This is a genomic window from Mesorhizobium sp. M8A.F.Ca.ET.218.01.1.1 (genome assembly GCF_004791165.1).
Taxonomy (GTDB): domain Bacteria; phylum Pseudomonadota; class Alphaproteobacteria; order Rhizobiales; family Rhizobiaceae; genus Mesorhizobium.
Genome location: NZ_SRUZ01000001.1, coordinates 495,546 through 520,630, shown reverse-complemented (window position 1 = coordinate 520,630; position 25,085 = coordinate 495,546). Strand labels below are relative to the sequence as shown.

21 protein-coding genes, 1 tRNA gene and 1 pseudogene are annotated in these 25,085 nt (G+C 64.8%); 9 read left to right on the top strand and 14 right to left on the bottom strand.

Annotated elements, in window-relative coordinates:
- Positions 1 to 209: 209 nt before the first annotated feature.
- From EN861_RS02515 to EN861_RS02495, 5 genes are all read left to right on the top strand, one after another.
- Positions 210 to 1,781 (top strand): NAD(P)/FAD-dependent oxidoreductase, encoded by a 1,572-nt coding sequence (locus EN861_RS02515; RefSeq protein ID WP_127870703.1) that lies wholly within the window; start codon positions 210 to 212, stop codon positions 1,779 to 1,781.
- Positions 1,781 to 2,263: a MarR family transcriptional regulator gene (locus EN861_RS02510; RefSeq protein ID WP_135862152.1), complete on the top strand. Its 483-nt coding sequence runs from the start codon at positions 1,781 to 1,783 to the stop codon at positions 2,261 to 2,263. The genes EN861_RS02515 and EN861_RS02510 overlap by 1 nt, the downstream gene beginning before the upstream one ends.
- Positions 2,264 to 2,308: 45 nt before the next feature.
- Positions 2,309 to 4,462, top strand: a complete 2,154-nt coding sequence (locus EN861_RS02505; protein WP_127275952.1) for an indolepyruvate ferredoxin oxidoreductase subunit alpha — start codon at positions 2,309 to 2,311, stop codon at positions 4,460 to 4,462.
- On the top strand, positions 4,455 to 6,035 hold the full coding sequence (locus tag EN861_RS02500) for an indolepyruvate oxidoreductase subunit beta family protein (RefSeq protein WP_135862150.1): 1,581 nt from the start codon (positions 4,455 to 4,457) through the stop codon (positions 6,033 to 6,035). Before EN861_RS02505 ends, EN861_RS02500 begins: the two co-directional genes overlap by 8 nt.
- Before the next feature lie 386 nt (positions 6,036 to 6,421).
- Positions 6,422 to 9,832, top strand: a complete 3,411-nt coding sequence (locus tag EN861_RS02495; RefSeq protein ID WP_127280444.1) for an acyl-[ACP]--phospholipid O-acyltransferase — start codon at positions 6,422 to 6,424, stop codon at positions 9,830 to 9,832.
- A gap of 252 nt (positions 9,833 to 10,084) precedes the next feature.
- Here the strand turns inward: EN861_RS02495 and EN861_RS02490 are convergent, their stop codons facing one another.
- The 8 genes from EN861_RS02490 to EN861_RS02455 form a co-directional block, all read right to left on the bottom strand.
- Positions 10,085 to 10,366: a hypothetical protein gene (locus EN861_RS02490; protein WP_127275152.1), complete on the bottom strand. Its 282-nt coding sequence runs from the start codon at positions 10,364 to 10,366 to the stop codon at positions 10,085 to 10,087.
- 109 nt (positions 10,367 to 10,475) lie between these two features.
- A complete protein-coding gene (locus EN861_RS02485) occupies positions 10,476 to 10,931 on the bottom strand; it encodes a periplasmic heavy metal sensor (protein WP_127275153.1) in 456 nt (151 codons plus the stop codon).
- Positions 10,928 to 11,380 (bottom strand): hypothetical protein, encoded by a 453-nt coding sequence (locus EN861_RS02480; RefSeq protein ID WP_127275154.1) that lies wholly within the window; start codon positions 11,378 to 11,380, stop codon positions 10,928 to 10,930. The genes EN861_RS02485 and EN861_RS02480 overlap by 4 nt, the downstream gene beginning before the upstream one ends.
- 113 nt (positions 11,381 to 11,493) lie before the next feature.
- Positions 11,494 to 12,030, bottom strand: a complete 537-nt coding sequence (locus EN861_RS02475) for an RNA polymerase sigma factor (protein WP_127275155.1) — start codon at positions 12,028 to 12,030, stop codon at positions 11,494 to 11,496.
- A gap of 45 nt (positions 12,031 to 12,075) precedes the next feature.
- Positions 12,076 to 12,528: an acid-shock protein gene (locus tag EN861_RS02470; protein ID WP_127275156.1), complete on the bottom strand. Its 453-nt coding sequence runs from the start codon at positions 12,526 to 12,528 to the stop codon at positions 12,076 to 12,078.
- 176 nt (positions 12,529 to 12,704) lie between these two features.
- Positions 12,705 to 12,893 (bottom strand): DUF2158 domain-containing protein, encoded by a 189-nt coding sequence (locus EN861_RS02465; RefSeq protein WP_127275157.1) that lies wholly within the window; start codon positions 12,891 to 12,893, stop codon positions 12,705 to 12,707.
- A gap of 148 nt (positions 12,894 to 13,041) precedes the next feature.
- On the bottom strand, positions 13,042 to 13,251 hold the full coding sequence (locus EN861_RS02460) for a hypothetical protein (protein WP_127275158.1): 210 nt from the start codon (positions 13,249 to 13,251) through the stop codon (positions 13,042 to 13,044).
- Between the two features lie 249 nt (positions 13,252 to 13,500).
- A tRNA-Thr gene (locus tag EN861_RS02455) sits at positions 13,501 to 13,576 on the bottom strand.
- Between the two features lie 288 nt (positions 13,577 to 13,864).
- On the opposite strand from EN861_RS02455, the gene EN861_RS02450 reads away from it, so the two are divergent.
- On the top strand, positions 13,865 to 15,019 hold the full coding sequence (locus EN861_RS02450) for a hypothetical protein (protein WP_127275788.1): 1,155 nt from the start codon (positions 13,865 to 13,867) through the stop codon (positions 15,017 to 15,019).
- A 36-nt stretch (positions 15,020 to 15,055) separates the two neighbouring features.
- Here EN861_RS02450 and EN861_RS02445 read toward each other — a convergent pair whose 3' ends face one another.
- The gene (locus tag EN861_RS02445) at positions 15,056 to 16,654 is read right to left on the bottom strand and encodes a cisplatin damage response ATP-dependent DNA ligase (protein ID WP_135862148.1); all 1,599 of its coding nucleotides are present in this window, start codon (positions 16,652 to 16,654) and stop codon (positions 15,056 to 15,058) included.
- Between the two features lie 241 nt (positions 16,655 to 16,895).
- Positions 16,896 to 17,906: a ligase-associated DNA damage response exonuclease gene (locus tag EN861_RS02435; protein ID WP_127281133.1), complete on the bottom strand. Its 1,011-nt coding sequence runs from the start codon at positions 17,904 to 17,906 to the stop codon at positions 16,896 to 16,898.
- A gap of 152 nt (positions 17,907 to 18,058) precedes the next feature.
- On the opposite strand from EN861_RS02435, the gene EN861_RS02430 reads away from it, so the two are divergent.
- The 3 genes and pseudogenes from EN861_RS02430 to EN861_RS02420 all read left to right on the top strand — a co-directional run bounded on the left by EN861_RS02430 (position 18,059) and on the right by EN861_RS02420 (position 20,003).
- Positions 18,059 to 18,976: a methyltransferase domain-containing protein gene (locus EN861_RS02430; protein WP_127870711.1), complete on the top strand. Its 918-nt coding sequence runs from the start codon at positions 18,059 to 18,061 to the stop codon at positions 18,974 to 18,976.
- Positions 18,977 to 19,076: 100 nt separating this feature from the next.
- Positions 19,077 to 19,436, top strand: a complete 360-nt coding sequence (locus EN861_RS02425) for a hypothetical protein (protein WP_127278432.1) — start codon at positions 19,077 to 19,079, stop codon at positions 19,434 to 19,436.
- A gap of 33 nt (positions 19,437 to 19,469) precedes the next feature.
- Positions 19,470 to 20,003: pseudogene (locus EN861_RS02420) on the top strand (AAA family ATPase).
- A 7-nt stretch (positions 20,004 to 20,010) separates the two neighbouring features.
- On the opposite strand, the gene EN861_RS02415 reads toward EN861_RS02420, so the two are convergent.
- Genes EN861_RS02415 through EN861_RS02400 form a run of 4 tightly spaced genes read right to left on the bottom strand, consistent with a single transcriptional unit; the run spans position 20,011 to position 24,850 of the window.
- Positions 20,011 to 20,952 carry a glyoxylate/hydroxypyruvate reductase A gene (locus EN861_RS02415; RefSeq protein ID WP_127278434.1) on the bottom strand — a complete coding sequence of 314 codons (942 nt, stop codon included), beginning with the start codon at positions 20,950 to 20,952 and terminating at the stop codon, positions 20,011 to 20,013.
- 30 nt (positions 20,953 to 20,982) lie between these two features.
- Positions 20,983 to 22,614, bottom strand: coding sequence for an ABC transporter ATP-binding protein (locus tag EN861_RS02410; protein WP_135862146.1), 1,632 nt, complete (start codon positions 22,612 to 22,614; stop codon positions 20,983 to 20,985).
- Positions 22,611 to 23,756, bottom strand: coding sequence for an ABC transporter permease (locus tag EN861_RS02405; protein WP_127870712.1), 1,146 nt, complete (start codon positions 23,754 to 23,756; stop codon positions 22,611 to 22,613). Before EN861_RS02405 ends, EN861_RS02410 begins: the two co-directional genes overlap by 4 nt.
- On the bottom strand, positions 23,756 to 24,850 hold the full coding sequence (locus EN861_RS02400; RefSeq protein WP_135862143.1) for a microcin C ABC transporter permease YejB: 1,095 nt from the start codon (positions 24,848 to 24,850) through the stop codon (positions 23,756 to 23,758). The genes EN861_RS02405 and EN861_RS02400 overlap by 1 nt, the downstream gene beginning before the upstream one ends.
- Positions 24,851 to 25,085 lie beyond the last annotated feature (235 nt).

Genomic DNA, 25,085 nt, shown 5'->3' with positions numbered 1-25,085 from the left:
CGCCCCCCTCTGCCCTGCCGGGCATCTCCCCCACTTGGGGGGAGATCGGCAGCTTCCGCGACGGCTCCCTTCTTGCGACGTAGAAAATTGGCGAAAGCCGGGATGACATCCGATCTCCCCCCTTGTGGGGGAGATGTCCGGCAGGACAGTGGGGGGCGCCGTAGGACGCTGACCCGGCAAGCCTACCCGCTGCCCACGAGCAACCCCCAATGAAAGCGCCCGACCACATCATTGTCGGCAGCGGCATCAACGCGCTGGTTTGCGCGGCGATGCTTGGCGGCAAGGGCGCCAAGGTGCTCGTGCTGGAGCGCAACGACCGCATTGGCGGCTGCATGCGCACCGAGGAGATCACCGCGCCTGGCTTCATCCATGATGTGATGGCAACGACCTTCGTGCTGTTCATCACCTCGCCGGCCTTCGCCGCACTTGGCGCCGACCTCGCCCGGCACGGGCTGGAATTCTGCCATACCGGCACGCCGACCGGCGTGCTTCGCCCGGACGGCAGCCATGCGGTGCTCAGCACCGACCGCGCCGCCAACATCGCCGCGCTCAACGCGATCGCGGCCGGCGACGGTGACCGCCACGCGGAAGATGTCGGCGGCATCGAAGGCAATGCCGGCCTGCTGTTCGGCCTGCTCGGCGGCAGCCTGTGGTCTTATCCGACCGCGAAGCTGCTGGCGGGCGACGCCTGGCGGCGGAGCCCGCGTGGTCTTGCCGCCTTCCTTGGCGATGCGCTGGTGCCGGCGCGCGGCTGGCTGGAAAGCGGCTACCAGTCCGAGACCGTCCGCGCGCTCTGGGCGCCGTGGGTGCTGCATGCCGGGCTTGGCCCGGAAGACGCCTTTTCCGGCCAGATCGCCAAGGTGATCGCCTTCGCGCTGGAGGCGGCCGGCGCGCCGATCGTCAAGGGCGGGGCGCAGAACCTGCTGTCTGCTTTCGAGGCGCTCATCAAGGAGCGCGGCGGCGTCATCTCCACCGAAGCGGACGTTGCCTCCATCCTCCTGGCCGGCGGCCGCGCCACCGGCGTGCGCCTGGCTTCGGGCGAGACCGTCCACGCGAAGAAGAGCGTTATCTGCTCGGTTACGCCGACACAGCTCTATGGCCGCCTGCTCGGCACGGATGCTCCCAAAGCCGATGCCGAGGCGACGAAGAAATACCGCTACGGCAAAGGCAATTTCCAGATCCACTACGCCCTCGACAAGCCGCCGTCCTGGCGCGGCGAAGGCCTGGACAAGGTGGCGCTGCTGCATCTGACGCCCGGACTGGATGGTGTCTCGAAAGCCTGCAACGAGGCGGCGCGCGGCATGCTCCCCGAGGTGCCGACCATCTGTGTCGGCCAGCCGCATGCGCTCGACCCGTCACGCTGCCCGGAAGGCAAGGCGATCCTGTGGCTGCAACTGCCCGAGGCGCCCCGCCACATCAAGGGCGACGCCGCCGGCAAGCTGCAGGCGCCCGCTGACGGGCAATGGACCGATGCCCTGCGCGAGGCCTATGCCGATCGCGCCGAAGCGGTCCTCGCCAGCCATATCGACGGCTTCAAGGACAGCGTGATCGCGCGCCGCGCCTATTCTCCGGCCGATCTCGAAGCGATAAACATCAATCTGGTCGGCGGCGACCCTTATGGCGGTTCCTCGACCATAGACCAAGCCTTCCTGTGGCGGCCGTTCAAGACCAGCCGCAACCACCAGACCGGCATCAAGGGCCTCTATCATATCGGCGCTTCGACCCATCCCGGTGCTGGCCTCGGCGGCGGCTCCGGTTTCCTGCTGGCGGGGAAGCTGTGATGGAACAGAAAGTCGCCGAAAAACGCCAGCGCATTTCGACCCTCGGCCAGATCGGCCTGCAGCAATTCGCGCCCTATCTGATGAACCGCATCATGGGCCGCTACAACGCCACCTTGCGTGACGATTTTCGCAAGCAGGGCTTGACCATTTCGCAGGTGCGCACGTTGGCCGTGCTGTCGGTCACCGACGGCGTCACTGTCAACGACCTCTCGGTCTATACCGTCATCGAACAGTCGACCTTGAGCCGCACGCTGGACACGCTGGAGGGGCAAGGGTTCGTGCGGCGTGAGCAGGGCGTGAGCGACAGCCGGATCCGCCACGTGTTCCTGACAAACGAAGGCCGCGCCGAGTTCACCCGCGCCTGGCCGGCCATGCATGACGCCTTCGAGGCGATGTTCGACGATGTCGACGATGCCGAATATGCCGCCCTCATCGCGACGCTGCAGAAGATGCTGAAGAACATTCGCAAGCACGACATCTAGATGTACGCGCCGCCGATGCCGGGCGGCAATGGAAGGAGGCCAAAGATGGCCGAACGGTCTTTTGCCAAGGAAGTCGAGAAACTCAGGCTCGGTGCCGGCGAGGAATTCGCAGGAGAGGGCATCCTCGCCATCACCAAGGCACTGCTGCAATGCGGTGTCGGCTATGTCGGCGGCTACCAGGGCGCGCCGATCAGCCACCTGATGGATGTGCTGGCCGACGCGCAGGACATTCTGGGCGAACTCGGCGTGCATTTCGAGGCCAGCGCCTCGGAAGCCACCGCCACCGCCATGCTCGCCGCTTCGGTGCATTATCCGATCCGCGGCGCGGCGACCTTCAAGTCGACCGTCGGCACCAACGTCGCTTCCGATGCGTTGGCCAATCTCGCGTCCGGCGGCGTCACCGGCGGCGCGTTGATCATCGTCGGCGAGGATTATGGCGAGGGCTCCTCGATCATGCAGGAGCGCAGCCATGCCTTCGCCATGAAGAGCCAGGTCTGGCTGCTCGACCCGCGTCCGAACCTGCCGTCGATCGTCAAGGCGGTTGAGGATGGTTTCGAGCTGTCGGAAGTCTCCAACACGCCGGTCATGCTGCAGGTGCGCATCCGCTGCTGCCACGTGCATGGCCATTTCATCGCCAAGGACAACAAGCGCCCGCCGATGACTGTCGCCGATGCGCTGGACGCACCGCGCCGCGACACCGGCCGCATCGTGCTGCCGCCCGCCTCCTTTCTGCACGAGAAGGAGAAGGTGGCAAAGCGCTGGCCGGCGGCCGTCGACTTCATCACCAAGAACAGGATCAACGAGTTCTTCGGCTCGGACCACGGCTCGGTCGGCATCGTCATGCAGGGCGGCATGTACAATTCGGTCATCCGTGCGCTGCAGCGGCTTGGCCTTGCCGACACCTATGGCGACACGGATGTCCCGCTCTACGTGCTCAACGCCGTCTATCCGCTGATCGACGACGAGTTCCTCGCCTTCTGCGAGGGCAAGCAGGCGGTGCTGATGGTCGAGGAAGGCCAGCCCAACTATATCGAACAGGCCTTTGCCGCCATGCTGCACAAGGCCGGGCGCGGCACGCGCCTGGTCGGCAAGGAACATCTGCCGATGGCCGGCGAATATACCGGCCAGGTCATGCTTGATGGTATCGGCGCCTTCCTGCGCGCCGAGGCGCCGCATCTTTTGCCGGGCGAGGTGCGCGCGCCCAACAAGGTCGGCGACGGCGTCGACACGGCTGACCTGATCAACGTCGTGCCGGGCCGCCCGCCCGGCTTCTGCATCGGCTGCCCGGAACGGCCGATCTTTGCCGCGACCAAGCTGGTCGAACAGGAACTCGGCAAGCACCACATCGCCTCCGACATCGGCTGCCATCTGTTTTCGATCATGCCGCCTTTCGAGCTCGGCGCCACCACGATGGGCTATGGGCTGGGGCCAGCCTCGGCCTCGGCGTTCAATTCGCCCGACGCCAAGCGCCGCTCGATCTCCTTCGTCGGCGACGGCGGCTTCTGGCACAACGGCCTGACCTCCTCGATCGGCAACGCGGTGTTCAACAAGAATGACGGCGTCATCGTCATCGTCGATAATTTCTACTCGGCCGCGACTGGCGGGCAGGACATCCTGTCGTCGCGTGCGGGCAACAAGACCAAGTCGACCAAGCATCCGATCACCGAGGCGGTGAAAGGCATGGGCGTGAAATGGCTGCGCCATGTCGACCGCACCTACGATGTCGGCAAGATGCAGAACACGTTGCGCGAGGCGCTGACGACGGACGAGAAGGGCCCGAAAGTCATCGTCGCTTCGTCGGAGTGCATGCTCAATCGCCAGCGCCGCGAAAAGCCGCTGGTCGACAAGGCCATCAAGGGCGGCGAGCGTGTCGTCAAACCGAAGTTCGGCGTCGACGAGGACATCTGCACCGGGGACCATGCCTGCATGCGGCTTTCCGGCTGTCCGTCGCTGTCGGTGAAATCGCTTGACGACCCGCTGCGCGACGATCCGGTCGCGTCGATCGACCAGAACTGCGTCGGCTGCGGCAATTGCGGCGAGGTGGCGGACGCCGCGGTGCTGTGCCCTTCCTTCTATCGCGCCGATGTCGTGCACAACCCGAGCCGCTGGGACCGGTTCCTGGAAGCGGCGCGCCGCACGACGATCGGCTTCCTGCAGAGGCATCGCGAAAACCGGCGCCTGATATTCGCCGATGCTTGAGCCCGTCCCCTCCTTGCACCCCAGATCCGGTGCCGCCGATGAGCCGGTGATCAAGCTCGCCGTGCTGGCCGTCGGCGGCCAGGGCGGCGGCGTGTTGGCCGACTGGATCACCGATGTCGCCGAACGCAATGGTTACGTTGCACAGTCGACTTCGGTCGCCGGCGTCGCCCAGCGCACCGGCGCGACCATCTATTATATCGAGATGGCCCGCGACACCGGCCGCCTGCCGGTCTTCGCCCTGTCACCCTCGCAGGGCGATGTCGACATCCTGATCGCCGCCGAATTGATGGAGGCCGGCCGCGCCATCATCAGGGGCTTCGTCACCCCCAACCGCACGACGCTGATCGCCTCCTCGCATCGCATCGCCGCCGTCTCGGAAAAGATCGAACCGGGCGACGGCCGCGCCTCGTCGTCCAAGGTCCACGCGACGGCTGAGGCCGCGTCGAAGCGCTTCATCGCTTTCGACATGGAAAAGATCGCCGCCGACAACGGCTCGATGATCTCGGCCAGCCTGCTTGGCGCGCTGGCCGGCTCCGACGCACTGCCGTTCACGCGCGAGAGCTACGAACAGGCGATTGGTGCCGGCGGGCGGGGCGTGAAGGCCAGCCTTGCCGCCTTCGGCGCGGCCTTCGACCGCGCACGCGGCACGGCGGCAGCACCTTCGTCAAAACCGGCGGAGCCAGCCATTGTCGAATCCGCTTTGGGTGCCGGGCGTGTGAGCGGCCCGCAAAATCTGCTGCGGGGATGGCATGCCCAGGCCGCCCGCATCGACCTGATGCCCGTAGCCGTGCGCGACATGGCGCTTCGCGGCCTGAGAAAGGTCGTCGACTATCAGGACATCGCCTATGGGCGCGACTATCTCGACCGGCTGGACAACGCCGTTGCGCTGGACAGCGCCGGCCACGCTTATGCGCTGTCCATCGCCGCCGCCAAGCATCTGGCCAATGCCATGTGCTACGACGACATGATCCGCGTCGCCGATCTGAAAACGCGCTCGACCCGCGACAGGCGGGTGCGCAAGGAGGTTGGCGTCAAGGACGGTTCGGTCCTGCAGGTGACCGAATATTTCCACCCGCGCATCGAGGAGTTCTGCGGCACGCTGCCGGCGGGGCTGGGCAGCTACATCGAAAGCCGGCCGAAACTGGCCGCCTTTCTCGATCGCCGCATCAACCATGGCCGCCGCATCCGCACCGACAGCTTCGCCGGCTTCGCCGCTCTGTGGTTCATCGGCGGCCTGCGCCGCTGGCGCCGCAGCCTGCTGCGCCACAAGGTCGAGGCCGCGCATCTCGAACGCTGGTACGCTCTGGCGCTTGGCTACGTGCCGGCAGATTACGCGCTTGCGGTCGAAATCCTCAACTGTCGCCGGCTGATCAAGGGCTACAGCGACACGCATGTGCGCGCCCAGTCGAAATTCGACCGCGTGCTGTCGGCGCTCGATCTGCTCAAGGGGAGGGACGACGCCGCCGACTGGATCCGCCGCCTGCGCGAGGCGGCGCTCAAGGACGAGAAGGGCGACATGCTGGACGGCGCGCTGAAGACCGTGGCGACACTGAACGAAGGCGCTCCTCGCTAGCCGGGGATCAAGCGCGTCGGTGCAGCTTGTAGATTCCCATTGGACAGGGGCTGGCCGCGAACGATAGCCAGGCCCTGGCGATTGACTCGTTAACCTCTCCTCACTTTTGTGAACATCGTTCATTTTTGCCCTTGAACATCGTTCAAGTTATGCTACATTGGCGCCATGAACATTGTTCATAAGGAGGCGTAGATGTCGGAACCGCTTGACACGGGCGCGCACAGGCCAGCTTCACCAGCGCCGGAACGAACCAGCGACCACCGGCGATTTCCGACCCAGTAAAGAACCTTAACCAGCTCACGGCTATCACAACGATCGGAACAGCGCATGAACCCGCGGGGATCACCGGAGCATCGCCGCGTGGTTCCGCCAAATGGGACAACGCCATGAACACGCATCTCATGCTTTCGCGGCGCTTCGCGCCGCTCTTCTGGACGCAGTTCCTGTCCGCTTTCAACGACAATTTCCTCAAGAACACGCTGGTGTTCCTGATCCTCTTCACACTGGCTGCCGATCAGGCCGCCTCGCTGGTCACGCTGGCCGGCGCCGTGTTCATGGCGCCGTTCCTGTTCCTGTCGGCGCTGGGCGGCGAGATCGCCGACCGCTTCGACAAGGCGCTCATTGCCCGCCGGCTGAAATTCGCCGAGATCGGCGCCGCTGCCGTCGCGGTCGTCGGCATCGCGCTGTCCTCCATTCCTGTGCTGATGACCGCGCTGTTGATATTCGGCGTCATCTCGGCACTGTTTGGGCCGATCAAATACGGCATCCTGCCCGATCATCTCGAGCGCAAGGAATTGCCCCGCGCCAACGCCTGGATCGAGTCGGCGACCTTCGCCGCCATCCTTGGCGGCACGATCGTGGGCGGTGTCGTCTCCGCTGACGGCATCGGTGTCGCCGTTTTCGGCCCGATGATGATGATCCTTGCGGTCGGCTGCTGGTTCGTCAGCCGCTCCATCCCCTCGACCGGCTCAGCCGCGCCGAACCTTGTCATCGACTGGAACATCTTCCACTCGACATGGCGCCAGGTCAGCGAATTGCGCACCGACACGCGCATCTGGCGCGCCGGATTGATGACCTCGTGGTTCTGGCTGATCGGCGCCATCGTGCTTTCGATCCTGCCCACGCTGATCAAGGACCAGCTCGGCGGCAACGAGATCGCGGTCACCGCCTATCTCGCGGTGTTCGCCGTCTCCATTGCCATCGGCTCGGCGATCGCCGCCTGGATGTCGCAGGGCCGCATGGTGCTGCTTCCCGCGCCGGTCGGCACCGCGCTTCTGGCGCTGTTCGGCTTGCACCTTGCCTGGACGATCTGGAGCATGCAGCCTTCGCCCAAGGCTGAAACCCTTGGCCTCTTCTTCGCCGGGCCGAACACCATCCGCGTTGCCATCGACCTTGCCGGCATGGCCATTTCCAGTGCCTTCCTGGTCGTGCCGACCTTCGCTGCCGTGCAGGCCTGGTCGCCCGAGGCGCGCCGCGCCCGCGTCGTCGCCGCTGTCAGCATCGTCAACGCCGGCTTCATGACGCTGGGCGGCATCCTCGTCGCCGCCGTCCAGGCCGCTGGCGTCTCTATTGCCAGCTTGTTGTTCGGGCTTGCCGCCTTCAATGCGGTGGCCGCCTGGCTGATGCTGAAATATCTGCCGACCAACGCCTTCCGCGACTTCGTCTCCATCCTCTTTCGCGCCTTCCATCGGCTGGAAGTGGAGGGTCTGGAAAACCTCAAGGCCGCAGGCCCGGCGCCGATTCTGGCGCTCAACCATGTCAGCTTTCTCGACGGTCCGTTGGCGCTGACGCTGACCGATGAAGAGCCGGTCTTCGCCATCGACTACACCATCGCGCAGGCCTGGTGGATGAAGCCGTTCCTCAAACTGACCCGCGCCTTGCCGCTCAATCCGGCCAAGCCGATGTCGACGCGCACGCTGATCAAGATCGTGCAGAATGGCGATCCGCTGGTCATCTTTCCCGAGGGCCGCATCACCGTCACCGGCGGGCTGATGAAGGTCTATGACGGCGCCGCCATGGTGGCCGACAAGACCGGCTCGATGGTCGTGCCGATCCGTATCGAGGGGCTGGAGAAAAGCCCCTTCTCGCGGCTGACGGCGCAGCACGTGCGCCGTCGCCTGTTCCCGAAGGTCAAGGTGACCATACTGCCGCCGGTCAGGCTCAAGGTCGCCGACGAACTGAAGGGCCGCAAGCGCAGAGCCGCCGCCGGTGCCGCACTCTACCAGGTGATGTCCGACCTCGTCTTCCGCACCCAGCATATCGACAAGACCGTGCTCGAAAGGGTCATCGAAACGGCGACCGAGCGCGGCATGAAGCAACTCGCCGTGCAGGATCCGGTCGCCGGTTCGCTGGGCTATGGCAAGCTGCTCACGGGTGTCGCCGTGCTCGGCGAGAAGTTCGAAGCGCTCTATGCCGGACAGGACACGCTCGGCATCATGCTGCCCAATGCCAATGGCGCTTGTGCCGCGCTGCTTGGCGTCATGTCCGCCGGCAAGGTCCCGGCGATGATCAACTTCACCGCCGGTGCCGCCAACATCCTGTCCGCCTGCAAGGCGGCGCGGGTCACCACAATTTTGACCTCTCGGGCCTTTGTCGAGCAGGCCAAGCTCGGCGCGACGGTCGAGGAAGTCGGCCGGTCGGTGAACATCGTCTGGCTCGACGATCTGCGCGCAACCATCAGCCTCAAGGACAAGCTGCTTGGCATGCTGCGCAAGGCCACGCCACGGGTTGCCCGCAATGCCACCGATCCGGCCGTGATCCTGTTCACCTCTGGCTCCGAAGGCACGCCCAAGGGCGTGGTGCTTACCCATCGCAACATCCTGGCCAATGCCGCGCAGGCCGCCTCGCGCATCGATTTCCACTCGGGCGACAAGGTGTTCAACGTGCTGCCGATCTTCCATTCCTTCGGGTTGACGGCGGGCACGGTGCTGCCGCTGGTGTCGGGCGTTCCGGTCTATTTCTACCCTTCGCCGCTGCACTACCGCATCGTTCCCGAACTGGTCTATGCCTCGAACGCGACGATCATCTTCGGCACCGACACCTTCCTCAGCGGCTATGCGCGCACCGCACACCCCTATGATTTCCGCTCGGTGCGCTACTGCTTTTCCGGCGCCGAGCCGGTCAAGGCCTCGACCCGCGAAACCTATATGGAGAAGTTCGGCCTGCGCATTCTCGAAGGCTACGGCGTCACCGAGACGGCGCCGGTGATTTCCATCAACACGCCGATGTACAACAGATCGGGCACGGTGGGAAAAATCATGCCCGGCATGGAATACCGCCTGGATCCGGTGATCGGCGTCCAGGGCGGCGGGCGGCTGTTCGTGCGCGGCCCCAACGTCATGGCGGGCTATCTCAGGGCGGAAAAGCCTGGTGTGCTCGAACCGCTGCAGGACGGTTGGCATGACACCGGCGATATCGTCAGCATCGACGATGCCGGCTTCGTCAGCATTCGCGGCCGCGCCAAGCGCTTCGCCAAGATTGGCGGCGAGATGATTTCGCTGGCTGCCGTGGAAGCGTTGGCGGGCGAGCTGTGGAAAGGTTCGCTCTCGGCGGTCGCGACGGTGCCTGATCCGCGCAAGGGCGAAAAGCTGGTGCTCATCACCGAAGCCGAAAACGCGACGCGCGCCGAATTTCTGGCCTTCGCCAAGGCGAACGGCGCCATGGACCTGATGGTGCCGGCCGAAGTGCGCGTCGTGGCGCACGTGCCGGTGCTTGGCTCGGGCAAGATCGACTTCGTCGGCGTGACCAGGCTGGTGCGCGGCGAGGCCTCTGAGGCCGCCAAGGTCGAGGCCGCCTGATAGCTGCGTGGGTCGTTCGCCAGCCTGTCGCGGTCATCGGGCCGGGCCCCGAGCCCGAAGCGGTTGAAGGCGATCAGGGCGGGATTCGGCAGGGCGGGACCTGGCGCCATGGGCCTTTTGGTCGCGACGGCCATGTCAGCGCTCCATGATTGGATCTCACGCGAGGCGCGCGACGCCCGATTGGGCTGTTCCCCGGCTCAAACCGGGGACAGGCGACCGGGCGGGCGGGTGCCGCCCGGCCCTCCCGCACGCTTACCAGCGATGCCAGCGGTGCCAGTGGCGGTGCGGATGCCAGCCGTAATAGGCCGGGCCGTGCCAATAGCGGTAGCGCGGATACACCACGACACGGTTGGGAACGCAGCGCCCCCAGGGATTGGGATGCCAGCCGGGTCCGCAACCCCAGGCCACATGCTCGATCAGCGCCGGCGCGGCCGGTTGCGCCACCATCGGCATGGCGGCGGAGGTCGCGACGGTTGCCGCGGTTCCGGTCAAGGCGAGGACGGCTGCTGCCGCATACTGTGTCAGACGGTTCATGACGTTACTCCGAATGTTGTCCGAGAATGAAAACCTGTTCGTACCGATGGGGCCGGCAGGTCTGCCCTTCTCCCGGTTAAACGGCCCTGCGGGCGCTTTCCGTCGGCCGTCACGGTGATTTTTTTGGCTCCGCCTTCGGCTGCGGCCCGGCGCGCCTGGCCAGCCCGTCCGCCAGCACGGCGCGCGCCTCGGCGGAGCCTGCAGCCGCGAACTCGGTGATGCGCTGCTCCAGCCGCGTGCGCAGGGTGATGTCGGCATTGCGGGCCCGTTCAAGGGCCGCCGACAGCGCCGCCGTGTCGAGGACGGGCTGCCGCAACAGATCCGCCGCCTCGCGCCTGGCCTGCTGGCCGTCGAGGATGATGTCGCGCGACTCGCGGCGAACCTCGCGCAATGCCTTGCGGAACAGCATGCGCTGCTGGTCGGGAAGACGGCCGCCGGCCGCCTCCAGCGAATAGCCCTGGCCCTGCTTGCCGCTTCTTACCCAGACGGCCCCGCCGGCAAGCGCCCCGGCCAGGAAGACATTCAGCGCCACCGACGCGATGATGAGCTTACGGCCCGTGCTCATAGGTCCTCCCCGACTGTTTCGCCGTCGGGCCCGGCATCGCCGAACGCCGTCGCATTGGCATCGAGCACATAATGGTCGGACGGAACCTCTGGAGTAACGATGGTCACCAGGGCCAACCCGGCCACCGCGCCCGCCAGGCCAATGCCGGCAAGGCCCAAACCCAGCCACCAGACCAGTTGGCGCCGGCGCTTGACAAGGTGCCGCTCGGCGGTGCGCAGGATGCTGCCGTGCAGCGCCGCGCCGGGCGCCTTGACGGCATAGCTGTCGAGCAAGGCGTCGAGTTTCCCGGCGTGGCCCAATATGACCGCGCCCATCTCGCTCGCGGCGAACATCGCTCCGGCCCTGCGATCGGCCTGCGGCCACCGCCGCAGATCGCCGCCATAGGCCGCCGCCAGAGCCGCAAAGCGCTCGGCATCCATTGCGGGTTCGTTCCTCGACCCATCAGACATCAGTCCATCCTTTGCCGATTGGCGCCGCGTGTCCGGGCGGTTGGATTCCCGGGACCTGGCCACCGGACGCTCGCGAGGTACGGTGAATTCTTCGCATCATGATCGCGCCTTTCTCAGTCATGGGCACCATCCCTGGCCAGGATCGTATGCAGCGCCCGCCGGCCGCGCGACAGCAGGCTCTCCAAGGCATCGACACTGATCTCCAGGGTCGCGGCCGCCTCTATGTTGGACATCTCCTGATAGTAGACCAGGATGATCGCCTCGCGCTGGCGTGGTGCGATTGCCTGCAAGGCCTGCTCGACCCGATGCGGCTCTTCGCGGGCATCGGGAAGCGGGGCGGGATCGACAATGTCCGGCACCGCGTCGGTCACCCATTCGCGGCGCCGGCGCAGCCGGTCGTAGCAGAGGTTGAGCGTGACGCGGTGGATCCAACTGTCGAAGCGTGCATTGCCGCGCCGCCAGCCCGATGCATGACGCCAGATGCGCATGAAGGTTTCCTGCGCGACATCCTCGGCCTCCGCCGCGTCGCCCAGCATGCGCACGGCCAGCGAAAGGATGCGCGGCAGCTTGCGCGCGACCAGCAACCGCACCGCCTCCGGCTCGCCGGTACCGACGCGGCGAACCAACTCCTCGTCCGGGTCGGCGCTCATCGGCTGGCGCACTCCCGATGTCCATCACGCGTCATAGCCTCTTGGTCATTGCTCCGGCTTGGGAGCGGATTTGTGGCCCGGCCTCTCGTCGGCCGTTAGAATGCCGTCGCCATTCTTGTCCAGCCTGGCGAAGCGCTTGGCGAACAACGCATCGAGCTCGGCCCGGTCGATGAAGCCGTCATGATTGGAATCGATGCGCGCGAAGGATTTGGCGGGATCGCCCTTGACGTTGCGTTTGGCCCGGAAGGCCTCCCACTCCAAGAGGCTGATCTTGCCGTCGCCGTCCGTGTCGGCGGCCATGATCGCCTTCTCCCGCCGCTTCTGGAACTTGGCCAGCGTGATGTCGGACTTGGCGGTGCGGGATGGGGCAGTAGGGGATGTGGCCGCGGGGGATGTGGCCGCGGGTGGCGTGGCGGCCGGTGGTTCTGTCGCTGTCTGGGCCAGAGCCGCGGTGGTCAGCAGGCTCAAGGCAGCGGCAAGGATCGAACGGCGTATCATGCTTCACGTCTCCGGTTGGCGCATGCCATGGCCCAATGCCAGGGTCACGCTTCAACCGTTAAACGCAGCGATCGGAGAAATCCGTCGGTCGCCGATGCCGATCACGCGCTTGCCGCAATGCCGGGCCTTGGCGGCGGCAGGAGAAGTGGCAAAGCACTTCGTCCGGCGCGTCTGGATTACGCCGAGTGATCGTCGGCTACCAGCTGATCCGATTTGAAGCCGGCATGCTGAGGGGTCCACACATCGCCCTCTTTATTGAACCAGTGGCACAGATACATGCCGGAAGCGGCGCCATCGCTGACCGTCATCTTCGGGCCTCCCGACTTCAGCTTGACGACGTCTCCGGTCTTGAAAGTGTTGGGCATTTGGACCTCCCATGCTGACACCTGACATTTCATACCAAAACCGGTGTCCCGACAATGGCATACGGGTCTTTTGGGCCACTGTCTCATGCGGCAACGCGGGGGGCATCGCGGACGGCGCCCTCGGGGCGAAGCGGGCGGCCTCCGCGGATCAGTCCGCCTCGATCACACGCCGGGCCGGCTTCCTGACCGGCTCCCGTTGGCGCGCAGGCGGAGGCTTGTCCGCCAAGGCCTCCTGCTGCAGTCTCTGCTCCCTCAGGCGGGCTGTCTTGGCGTCCCTGGCGTGGCGCTCGGCATCCAGCACCAGCCTCGCCTCACGGTCCGCTCTTGCCAGCTTTTCCTTGTCGACACGCCTTGGCAATTTAAAACCTCCTGTCCGTGGAACCATCGGCAGGAAATGTGCGACCCAAGCGTCTGTTCCAAAAAACAGGCGCCTGTTTCAAAAAAATAGAAATGCGATATCCATCATTTGTTGTTGAGATTTGAAAATGCCGGACCGCGCGGTTGTCAGCGCGTTTCTGGGCGTTGGACCGACCGGCAAAAGGCAAAAGGCCGGAATTCGGGCCAACTTCCGCGCACCCAAGCCGCTTCGACCATTGGTTTGAAAAACTGGTGCCGCTTAGGTGACTCGAACACCTGACCCCATCATTACGAATGATGTGCTCTACCAACTGAGCTAAAGCGGCCCGGGAGGCCAAGGCCTCCAAGATGGGCAGGGTGATAGACTCAACCGGCCGCGAATTCAAGATGCGACTTGGCAAATCATGCAAGCGTCCCGCCGCGATCGAAACCGGGGCTCCAGCGCCCTTGCATGCCGGAATCGCCGACATATTCCGATTTTGTTTGCCGGAACATCGCGAAGATGGACTTTGGACGGCCCGTCAAGGCAGAATGCGGCTGCCCGCCCGTTGATTGATTGGTCGCCTGCCGCTAACCATCATGAAAGCTTGTCGCAATTAGCAGAGGGATCTCGCTTGGACGCGATCGAAAAAGCGATCCGGAACGCCTTGGAAAAGGGCAACGCCGAGGACCGCGCGTTCCGCGAGAGGGTCTATCGCTCGGCCTTCGCCGCGCTCGACCGTGCGCTCCAGGCAAATCCCGGCGTGACCGTGGAAGTCGCCATCAAGCGCCGCAAGGCTATCCAGGCGAAAATCACCGAAATCGAATCCGAGTACCTGCCGGCGGTGCCTGGCGTTGCCCCGCAGATCGACGCGATCGACGCGCCGGCGGGCGAGGCCGAGGTTGGTGCGGCGCCTGCGGTCGAGGCCGGCCCGAGGGTGCCGTCGCCCGCAGTCTCCGTCGACGCCCCCGTGCAGCCCGCTTCCGATGCACCGCGCTCGCGCGTGCTGCCGGTCGTTCCCGACATCATGCCGGATGCGACCCTGCCCGGTGCGCCGACCATCGACATGTGGGCTCCCGCCGCGCCGGGAGCCCCGACGGAAGTGGCGCCAGACCGCGATGAGCGGCGCATTCGCGGACGTCGCCTGCCGCTGACCGCCATTTTCTTCACCGTGACGCTGCTCGCGGCGGTTGGCATCGGCCTGTTTTTCGCCATGCAGACCGGTGTGTTCAAGTCGGCGGCCGAGCTTAATACCGCGCCGCCGGAAGCGCCGCCGACCGTCGAGGACGACGATTTCACCCCGGCCGACGGCGCCAACGCCCCGGCAAAGCCCGGTGCCGCGGATCAGTCGCACGACTGGATCAATGTGTTTTCGCCGACCGACCCGAGCCATGTCGCCGCGCCGTCGGACGCCAAGGCCGAGGTGATGAAGGACGACAGCGGGCCGTTCCTGCGCATCCGGTCCGGCGCCTCCGGCTCGGCGATCGCCTTCGACGTCGGGCAGGGCGTGCTGGAAAAGCTCGCCGGCAAGCACGCCGTGTTCGACATCATTGCCCGGGCCGAGGACGGCAAGGACACGCAGATCTCCGTCGACTGCAATTTCGGCGAACTCGGCGACTGCGGCCGCAAGCGTTACGCCGTCGGCCAGCAGAAAAACGAATATCTGTTCGACGTGAAGTTCCCCGACAAGCATCCAGGTTCGGCCGGAACCATTGCCGTCAATTCCGATTTCGACAAGCAGGGCAAGGCGGTCAACGTCTACGAGATTCGCGTCTCGATCGAGCCTTGAATTGAATCGTTGCGACCGACATACCGGCGGTGCCTATCAGTCGAGCAGCGCCTGCAGGGTTTCTATGCGGTCGGCCTCGTTGGCCGGCTTGTCCCAGCGCAGCCGTGAAATTCTGGGGAAACGCATGGCCACACCCGATTTGTGCCGAGTCGAGCGGTTGAGCCCCTCGAAGGCGACTTCCAGCACCAGGCCATTGTCACGGTCGGCGCGCACCGAGCGCACCGGTCCGAAGCGCTCGACCGTGTTGTCGCGGACATATTTGTCGATCTGCTTCAGCTCTTCGTCGGTGAAGCCGAAATAGGCCTTGCCGACCGGCACCAGCTCCTCCGCGCCCTCGGTCCCGGACCAGACGCCGAACGTGTAGTCCGAATAGAAACTCGAACGCTTGCCGTGGCCACGCTGGGCATACATCAGCACGGCGTCCACCGTGTGCGGGTCGCGCTTCCATTTGAACCACGGCCCCTTCGGCCGGCCGGCGAGATAGGGCGAATCCCAGCGCTTCAGCATCACCCCTTCGATGATCGGATGCGGCGGCGCACGGCGCAGGTCCTCGAGCGCCTGCCAGTCCGCGAAGTCGACGAAGGGGGAGAGATCGAAGCGGCTGGGGTCGAGCGTCCCGATGAAGGCTTCCAGGCGGCCGCGCCGCTCGCGGAAGGACAGTGGGCGCAGATCCTCTTCACCAATCTGCAGCAGGTCGTAGCAGCGCATGAAGGCCGGATATTGCTGCTGCATCCTCAGTGTCACCGTCTTGCGGTTCAGCCGCTGCTGCAAGTCGGAGAAGGTTCCCGTCGCCTCGCGTGGATCGCCGACAAGCAATTCGCCGTCGAGTGCGGCGGAAAAGTGCATGGCGTCGGCGAGGTCTGGAAAGGCGCCCGAGACATCGTCGCCGGTGCGCGAATAGAGCCGGCGGATGCCGCCTTCGGCCACCGCCTGGACACGGATCCCGTCCCATTTCCATTCCGCCGCATAGTCGGCGGGATCGAGCTTTTCGAGATCGCAGTCGCCCACCGGGTTCGACAGCATGACCGGGCGAAACAGCGCCAGCGCCGTGTTGCGTGGTTTTTCGGCCTTGCCTTCCAGCCAGGCGAACAGTGCCGTGTAGGGCTGCGACAGCCCATGCCAGAGCTCCTCGATCTCGGCGACGTCGACCTTGCCGAAATCGGCCAGCGCCTGTTTGGCCAACCGCGCCGAGACGCCGATGCGCAGGCCGCCGGTGACCAGCTTGATGATGGCGAAGCGCGCCGAGATGCCGGCGCTGTCGAGCAGCCCCGTCAGCACCTTCGGCCCGTCGGAGCGGCTTGCCGCCTGCAGCTTCGCCACCACCTCGCCAAGCGTCGGCTCGCGGTTGGCGATCCTGCCAGGCGGTTGCGGCCAGACCAGCGACACCGTCTCGGCGAGGTCGCCGACATAGTCGTAGGAATAGCCGAACAACACCGGGTCCATGCGTTCGGTGACCAGCGTGCGCAGCATGGCCGGCTTGACGGCGGCAATTTTGAGATCGCCGGTGATCGCGGCCAGCGCCAGACCACGGTCGGGATCCTCGACGCTGCGGAAATAGTCGGTCAAAAGCGTCAGCTTGCCGTTGCGCGACGGCGTCAGCACCAGGCGGTCGAGAAGTTCGGCAAAGCGGTTCATGGGGAGGGAAACCTCGCCAATCGGCAGGCGTCGCGTCCCGTCGCGCTCCCCTCTGTCCTGCCGGACATCTCCCCCACGAGGGGGGAGATTGGCAGCTGCGATGCCGGCTCATCTCCCCCAACATCAGCGATTGGCGAAAGCCGGCGTAACATCTGATCTCCCCACAAGTGGGGGAGATGGCCGGCAGGCCAGAGGGGGGCGCCGTAGGGCTCGTCAGGGACAATTGGCGAACTGTATTGCATCAATCGCCCTCGTCCTCGTAGCCCACCAGATGCAGTGGCCTGGCCGCTATCCCTTCCAGCTCGCACCAGCGCACCAGGGCTTCCTCGCGGCCGTGCGTGACCCAGATTTCCTCGGCGCCGGTCTCCTTGATGGTGGCGGTGAGTTCGTCCCAGTCGGCATGGTCCGAGATGATCAGCGGCAGCTCGACGCCGCCTTGCTTGGCGCGCTGGCGGATGCGCATCCAGCCCGACGCGAAGCATGAGATCGGGTCGGGAAAGCGCCGCGCCCAGCGGTCGGCGAAGGCCGATGGCGGGCCGACCACGATGGCGCCGGCGAAATCCTGCTTGCCGCCGCTCTCCACCGTCGCCGGCTCGAGGTCGCCGAGGTCGATGCCCTGGCTCTGGTAATATTCGCTGAGCCTGGCCAGCGCGCCATGGATGTAGAGCGGCTTGTCGTAACCGGCGTCGCGCAACAGCCGCATCACCCGTTGTGCCTTGCCGAGCGCGTAGGCTCCGACCAGATGCGAGCGTTCGGGAAACTGCGCGGCCGATTTCAGCAGCCGGGCGACCTCTTCCGTATCGGGCGGATGGCGAAACACCGGCAGACCGAAGGTCGCCTCGGTGATGAAGACGTCGCAGCGAATCGGCTCGAACGGTGCGCAGGTCGCATCCTTCTGCCGCTTGTAGTCGCCGGAGGCGACGATGCGCCTGCCCTGGTGCTCGACCGCTATCTGCGCCGACCCCAGCACATGGCCGGCCGGATGGAAGCTGACGCTGACGCCGTCGAGGGCAATCGTTTCGCCGAGCATGGCTGCCTGCGTCGTCCCGGCAAAATCCTCGCCGTAGCGCAGTGCCATGATGTCGAGCGTCTGCTGTGTCGCGAGCACCGAGCCGTGGCCGGAACGCGCATGGTCGGAATGGCCGTGCGTGATCAGCGCCCGGTTCACCGGCCGTACCGGGTCGATGAAGAAATCGCCCGGCGGGCAGTAGAGGCCCTCGGGCCGGGGATGAAGCAGGTCGCTGGCGCGCATGACCCTCAAGATAGGATATAATTCCGCCGCGGGAAGCCGGTTGCCCGAGACTGCTGACTCGCCGGGCAAAGCCTGCTCAATTCGGTTCAGCTTCGGCGTGCTTTGCTCTACACAGATGGGCGGCCGGCTACCCTGCCGGTGGAACCATCATCATGAAACCGCTTCAGACCTCGTCGGGCGACCCGAACGCCGATCGCCGTGCAGACTATGCCGAAATGCTCTTTGTCTCCGGCGATCACACTGCGGCGGCCGAGTTGCTGCTCGGCGCGCTGGAACTGGCGCCGCAATGGGCAATGGGCTGGTTTCGCCTCGGCGAGATGCAGGAGGCATCAGGCAGGCTCGACCTTGCGGCGCAGGCCTGGACGACGTCGCTGAAACTCGATCCGGCCGATCGCCAGGGCGCGGTGCTCAAACTGCAGCTGATCGGCAAAGGTCCGGCCTCCACCGCGCCGCCCAGCGCCTTTGTCGAGACGTTGTTCGACCACTATGCCGAGACATTCGAGGAGACGCTGGTCGGCAAGCTCGACTACCGGCTGCCCGAGGTGCTCGACGCTGCCATCCGCAAGGCAAGGCCGGGCCGCTTCCGCCTGGCGCTCGACCTGGGTTGCGGCACCGGACTGATGGGCGAGAGGCTGAGGCCGATCGTCGACCGGCTGGAGGGGGTCGATATCTCGGCAAGGATGCTGAGGAAGGCGCGGGCAAAAAATATCTATGACGCGCTGACAAAAGCGGATTTGCAGGATTTTTCCTATTCGGGCGGCAAGGCCGATCTGGTGACGTCAGCCGACGTGCTGATTTACATCGGTGGGCTCGAAGGTTTGGTGGCAGCGGTCGCCGGCCTGCTCGCCGAGGGCGGCCTGTTTGCCTTTTCCGTCGAGAGCCTCGTGGATGGCGGCGACTTCGCGCTGCAGCCGTCGCGGCGCTACGCCCATTCGGATGGCTATGTCGGACGGACCCTCGAGGCCAACGGTCTCTCGATCGTCGCGCTGGAACCGACAACCATCCGCTGGGATCGCCGAGAGCCTGTCAAAGGCCTGGCCGTCGTGGCACGGAAAGCTCAGGCCGTGTGAGGCCAGCTCGTTGCACTGCTGCGAAAAAGTCCGATTTGCGTGCGCGACTGATATTTGCGATCTGGTCGCATCAGGGCGGGATACCAGGAGGAGCACTTCGATGCGCTGGAACATGATGATCTTGGCGTCTTGCCTGGCAACCACCGGCTGCGTCGGCAATTCAGCGTCCGAGCGGCAGGATGCCAACATCGAATCCTCGCTGCAATATGACAGCGTGCCATGCGATCAGTTGCTGGCGCAGCGCAACGGATTGGCGCAGCAATACAATCTCCCGACGACCGCCAAGCCGACCTTCTCCAATCCCGCCATGGGCTTCGGTCCGTTCACGCCCGACATGCGCTCCAAGGCCCAGCGCGACAGCGACAAGGCGTCGGGCGAGATCGATGCCATGAACCGGTCCATCGACCGCCGCGACTGCGGCAAGCCGGACAAGCAGAAGAAGTTCGCTCTGCCTGGCTGATAATCCAACCGTCCATTAGCAAGGCTCCGTCCGGTGAACCTCTCGGACCTCGGCGACCGCATCTGTATCCTTGGGCCGTCCAACAGCGGCAAGTCGACGCTCGCCGACGCGATCGCGCGCAAGCGTGGCCTGACACCCATTCATCTCGATCTGCTCTTTCACCTGCCCCACACGGATTGGGTGCAGCGTCCGAGGGACGAGTTAATTGCCTTGCATGAGGCCGCGATCGCTGGCGAGCGGTGGGTGATGGACGGAAACTACTCGGTTTGCATGCCGCAACGCTTCCAGCGGGCGACGGGATTGATCCTGCTGGACATCTCCACCTCCGCAAGCCTGTTGCGCTATTTCAGGCGAACCCTGTTCGAGAGGGAGAGGCGCGGGGGCTTGGAAGGCGGGCGCGACAGCATCAAATGGGATATGATCCACCACATCGCCGTGACCACGCCGAAAAATCGCCGGAGATAACGGACAATGTTCGAGCAGATCGATCTGCCGAAGCTGCAACTGTCGTCGGTCCGGGCAATCAAGGAATGCTTCCGGGAGTGGGACTTGCCCAGAGGAGGGTAACGCCCTGCTAATATCCCGCCTTGCGGTCCACCAGATTGTCGAGCTTTTCGCCGCGCTCGAAAGCATCCATCTGGCGCAGCATGGTCGGCGCCAGGTGCACGGGATCGGAGGTCGCCGCGGCATGGGGTGTCACGAACACTTTCGGATGGGTCCACAGCGGGCTGGTCTTCGGCAGCGGTTCGACCTCGAACACGTCGAGGCTCGCTTCCTTCAGCGTACCGTCGTCCAATGCCCGTATGATGTCGGCGTCCTTCTGCAGGCGCCCACGCCCGGCATTGATCAGCACCGAGCCGCCAAGGCCGTTGCGCTTGCGCAACTCCTTCAGCACGCCGTAATTGATGATGCCTTGCGTGTCTGGAGTAAGCGGCAGAAGCACCACCAGAATGTCGGTGGCATTGAGGAATGGGATAAGGCCTGCTTCGCCGGAATAGGTCGCCACGCCCTTCATCGGCCGGTCGCTGCGCGACCAGCCATTGACCGCGAAGCCGAGCGACAGAAGCACCGAGGCCGCGGCCCGGCCGAGGCTGCCGAGACCCATGATGCCGACGGAAATGTCGCCGGCCGGCCGCTGCAGCGGCTCGTGCCAGGTCTTCTTCAGCTGCTGCGACCGGTAGAGCAGGCCCTGGCGGTGATGGTCGAGAACCCGCCAGACGACGTACTCGGTCATGTACTGCGTGAGGTTGTCGGCGACGACCTTGACGATCGGCACGTCGGGCAGGCCGGGATCGGCGAAGATATGGTCAACGCCTGCGCCGATCGAGAAGATGGCGCGCAGATTGGGCAGCGACGACATCAAATTGGGCTTGTGCTTCCACACCACCGCGTAGGTGATCGAAGGATCCTTGGCGCCGTCCGGCTCCAGCACCACCTCGCGCTCGGCCGACAACAGGTCGCGCCAGCGTTGCGGATGAAAGCCGGTGACGGCAAGCAGGATACGGCCTTTTTCCATCGCGGTTCGTTCAATCCTTCCTTGTGCGGATCACTCGCTGACCGCGCCTGTCGGAGCCGTCTCGATCTTGAAGGCTGCCGAGATCAGCGCCCGAGTATAGTCGGTTTGCGGATTTCCAAAAATCTGTTCGGAATGGCCGGCTTCGACGATCTGGCCGTTGCGCATGACGATGACGTCATTGGCCAGCGCCCGGATGACCTTGAGGTCATGGCTGATGAAGAGATAGGCGAGGTCGTGCTTGGCCTGCAAATTGCGCAGGAGATCGACGACCTGCGCCTGCACGCTCATGTCGAGCGCCGATGTCGGCTCGTCCAGCATGACGAAGCGCGGGTTGAGCACCATGGCGCGGGCGATGGCAACACGCTGGCGCTGGCCGCCGGAAAATTCGTGCGGATAGCGGTTGCGGGTCGCCGGGTCGAGGCCGACTTCGTTCAGCACGGCGGCGACCTTGTCGTCGCGCTCGTCGGGCGACAGTTTCGGCTCGTGGATCTTCAGGCCTTCCTCGATGATCTCGGCGATCGACATACGCGGGCTGAGCGAACCGAACGGATCCTGAAAGACGATCTGCAGTTCGCGTCTGAGCGGCCGCATGGCGTTGAAGGTGAGCTGGTTGATGTCGCGGCCGTTGAACTGAATGGTTCCGGTCGACGAGATCATGCGCGCCAGCGCCAGGCCGAGCGTCGTCTTGCCGGAACCCGACTCTCCGACCACACCGAGTGTCTGGCCGGCGCGCACCGTGACATCGATGCCGTCGACCGCTTTCACATGATCGACCGTGCGCCGGAAGAAGCCCTGCTTGATCGGGAACCACACCTTGATGTCCTTCCCGGTCATGACAGGCTTGGCGTCGGCATTGGCGGCCGGCGGCTTGCCTTTCGGCTCGGCGGCCAGAAGGTGGCGCGTATAGGGGTGCTGCGGGTTGGCGAAGATGTCCTTGGTTGGCCCGGTCTCGACGATCTTGCCCTTGGTCATCACGCAGACCCGGTCGGCGATCTTGCGCACGATGCCGAGGTCATGGGTGATGAACAGCATCGACATGCTCTTGCGGCTTTTGAGGCCCGCGAGCAGTTCGAGGATCTGCGCCTGCACCGTGACGTCGAGCGCCGTCGTCGGCTCGTCGGCGATCAGCAGTTCCGGCTCGTTGGCGAGAGCCATGGCGATCATGACGCGCTGGCGCTGGCCGCCCGAAAGCTGATGCGGATAGGCGTCGAGCCGCTTTTGCGGATCGCGAATGCCGACTTCGTTGAGCAGGGCCAGCGTGCGCGCCTTGGCCGGACGGTCGCCCATGCCCTGATGCAGCTTCAGGATTTCGACGATCTGATGCTCGATCGTGTGCAACGGATTGAGCGAGGTCATCGGCTCCTGAAAGATCATGGTGATCTTGTTGCCGCGCACCTGGCGCAATTGCTTCTCGCTCATGGCCAAGAGGTCGGCGCCCTGGAACAGGATCTTGCCCGACGGATGGCTGGCGCTGGGGTAGGGCAGCAGCTTCAGCACCGACAGCGCCGAGACCGATTTGCCGGAGCCGGATTCGCCGACCAGCGCCACCGTCTCGCCCCTGGCGATGTCGAACGAGATGTGGTCGACGGCAACGGACTGGCCGCCGCCCTGGCTGAAGGCGACGCTGAGGTCCTGCACGCTGAGCAAGGGCGCTCCGCTCATTTGAACGTCTTGCGCGGATCGAAGGCATCGCGCGTCGCCTCGCCGACAAAAACCAGCAGCGACAGCATCAGCGAGATGACGACGAAGCCCGATATGCCGAGCCAAGGCGCGTTGAGGTTGCGCTGCGCCTGCTTGAGCAATTCGCCGAGCGAGGCCGAACCCGGCGGCAGGCCGAAGCCGAGATAATCGAGCGAGGTCAGCGTCGAGATCGATCCGCTCAGCAAAAAGGGCAGGAAGGTCAATGTCGCCACCATGGCGTTGGGCAGCAGATGCCGGAACATGATGGTGCGGTTGGGTACGCCGAGCGCGCGGGCCGCGTTGACATATTCGAAGTTGCGGGCGCGCAGGAACTCCGCCCGCACCACCCCGACCAGCGCCACCCAGGAGAACAACAGCATCAGGCCGAGCAGGATGAAGAAGCCCGGCGGCAGGATGGCGGCGACGATGAGCAGCAGATAGAGCACCGGAATGGCCGACCAGATCTCGATGAAGCGCTGGAACAGCAGATCCGTCCAGCCGCCGAAATAGCCTTGCAAGGCACCAGCCCCAACGCCGATGAGAGCCGAGCCGGCGGTCAGGATCAGGCCGAACAGCACCGAAATGCGGAAGCCGTAGATGACGCGCGCCAGCACGTCGCGTGCCTGGTCGTCGGTGCCGAGCCAGTTCCAGTTGCCGACATTGCAGGCTGGGTCATCGGCTCCTTGCGGATACTGGTTGCAGCGCGTCTTGGCGTCGTATTGCCAGGACGGCTTGGCGGGTGCCGCTTCCGGGATGGCGTTGTTGACGGTCTGGTAGGAATAGCGGATCGGCGGCCAGATCATCCAGCCATGGGCATTGATTTCGTCCTGGATCACCGGGTCGCGGTAATCCGTGACCGCATAGAAGCCGCCGAATTTTTCTTCGGGGTAAGCGACCATTACCGGAAACAGGATTTCGCCCTTGTAGGAAGCGATGATCGGCTTGTCGTTGGCGATGAATTCGGCAAACAGCGACAGCACGAACAGGATGAGGAAGATCCATAGCGACCAGTAGCCGCGCCGGTTGGCCTTGAAATTCTGCAGGCGGCGCTTGTTGAGCGGCGACAGGAACGGCCGTGGGAGCCGCTCCGGCAAGACACCGGCGGTAACGCTTGCCTCCGACATCAGACGTCTCTCCGCTCGAAATCGATGCGCGGATCGACCCAGGTGTACATCAGGTCGGACAGGAGCCCGATGAACAGGCCAAGAAGCGAGAAGATGTAGAGATTGGCGAAAACCACGGGATAGTCGCGCTCGACCACCGACCGGAAGCCGAGCAGGCCGAGCCCGTCGAGGGAGAAGATATTCTCGATCAGCAGCGAGCCGGTGAAGAAGGCCGAGATGAAGGCACCGGGGAAGCCGGCGATGACGATCAGCATGGCATTGCGGAAGACGTGGCCGTAAAGCACCTGCCGTTCCGACAGGCCCTTGGCGCGCGCCGTCACCACATACTGCTTGCGGATTTCCTCCAGGAACGAGTTCTTGGTCAAAAGCGTCGTCGTGGCGAAGGCCGACAGCACCAGCGCCGTCAGCGGCAAGGTCATGTGCCAGGCATAGTCGGCGATCTTGGCCGGCCACGACAACTGATCCCAATTGTCGGAGACAATGCCGCGCAACGGGAACCAGTCCCAGAACGAGCCGCCGGCAAACAGCACCATCAGAAGAATGCCGAACAGGAAGCCCGGAATGGCATAGCCGACAATGACGACGCCGCTGGTCCAGACGTCGAAGGGGGTGCCGTCCCTGACCGCCTTGCGGATGCCGAGCGGGATCGAGATCAGATAGGACAATAACGTGATCCAGAGCCCGATCGAAATCGAAACGGGCATCTTCTCCAGGATCAGGTCGAGCACCGAAATATCGCGGAAATAGCTGTTGCCGAAATCGAACCTGGAATAATTCCACAGCATCATGCCGAAGCGCTCGAGCGGCGGCTTGTCGAAGCCGAACTGCTTCTCCAGCTTCTTGATGAATTCCGGATCGAGACCCTGGGCGCCGCGATATTTCGAGCTGACGTCGCCGGCCGCGTCGAAATTGGAACCGCCCGCATCGCCGCCGCCACCGCCGAGGCGGTCGCTGCCGCCCTGGTTGGTCAGCTTGGCGATGACCTGCTCGACCGGCCCGCCAGGCGCGAACTGGATGACGGCGAAGGATATCGCCATGATGCCGAACAGCGTCGGGATCATCAAAAGGATGCGGCGCAGTATATAGGCGCCCATCAGATGGTATCCTCCTCAGGGAGAGCCACCGTGTCCGGCGGCACCCCCAAGGCAGTCGCTTCAGGCCAATTGTCGACGCCGGCGCCGCCCCTCATTGTCCTGCCGGACATTTCTCCCCGTATAGGGACGGGGAGAAAGGGGCTGGCCATGATCTCGGCGCTCTTATCGCGACGCTTGTAGTTGGCGAAATCACTGATCAGAGCACCCCTCTCCCCGTCACTATACGGGGAGAGGA